The organism is Streptococcus oralis (genome assembly GCF_001579175.1).
Classification (GTDB): Bacteria; Bacillota; Bacilli; order Lactobacillales; family Streptococcaceae; genus Streptococcus; species Streptococcus oralis_O.
Genome location: NZ_KQ970759.1, coordinates 488782 through 489359, shown reverse-complemented (window position 1 = coordinate 489359; position 578 = coordinate 488782). Strand labels below are relative to the sequence as shown.

At 45.7% G+C, this 578-nt stretch carries 1 pseudogene; it reads right to left on the bottom strand.

Annotated elements, in window-relative coordinates:
* A pseudogene (locus SORDD24_RS02475) lies at positions 1-578 on the bottom strand (A/G-specific adenine glycosylase); the annotation flags it as partial.

Below are 578 nucleotides of genomic sequence, written 5' to 3'. Positions count from 1 at the left end.
ATATTGACCTCGATCATTGCGCTCAACCAAGGCCTTGAGATAGATTGGAAGAGGCTTTTTCTTAGGTTCTTTAATCGGATATCGATCCATGTTCCCGTTCTGATAGGCTGCGCTAAAGTCTCTAACAGGGCTTTCTTCAGGTCGAGGGTTAACCGGAGACTCTATATCAGAGCCCAAGTCCATCAGAGCTTGGTTAAAGTCACCTGGTCGTTTCGGATCAATCAAGATTTCCATCATAGCTTGGAAAATCTTGCGATTGCTGGGAACTCCGATATCATAATTTACCTCAAACAAGCGCGCTAAAACTCGCATGACATTGCCATCAACTGCTGGCTCAGGTAGATTAAAAGCGATACTGGAAATTGCTCCCGCAGTATAGGGGCCAATCCCTTTCAAGCTAGAAATCCCTTCGTAAGTGTTTGGAAATTTCCCTTCAAAGTCTGTCATAATCTGCTGAGCCGCCGACTGCATATTGCGTACGCGGGAATAATAGCCCAACCCCTCCCAAGCTTTCAGTAAACGCTCCTCAGGCGCATTTGCCAAACTTTCAACAGTTGGAAACCAGTCCAAAAATCGTT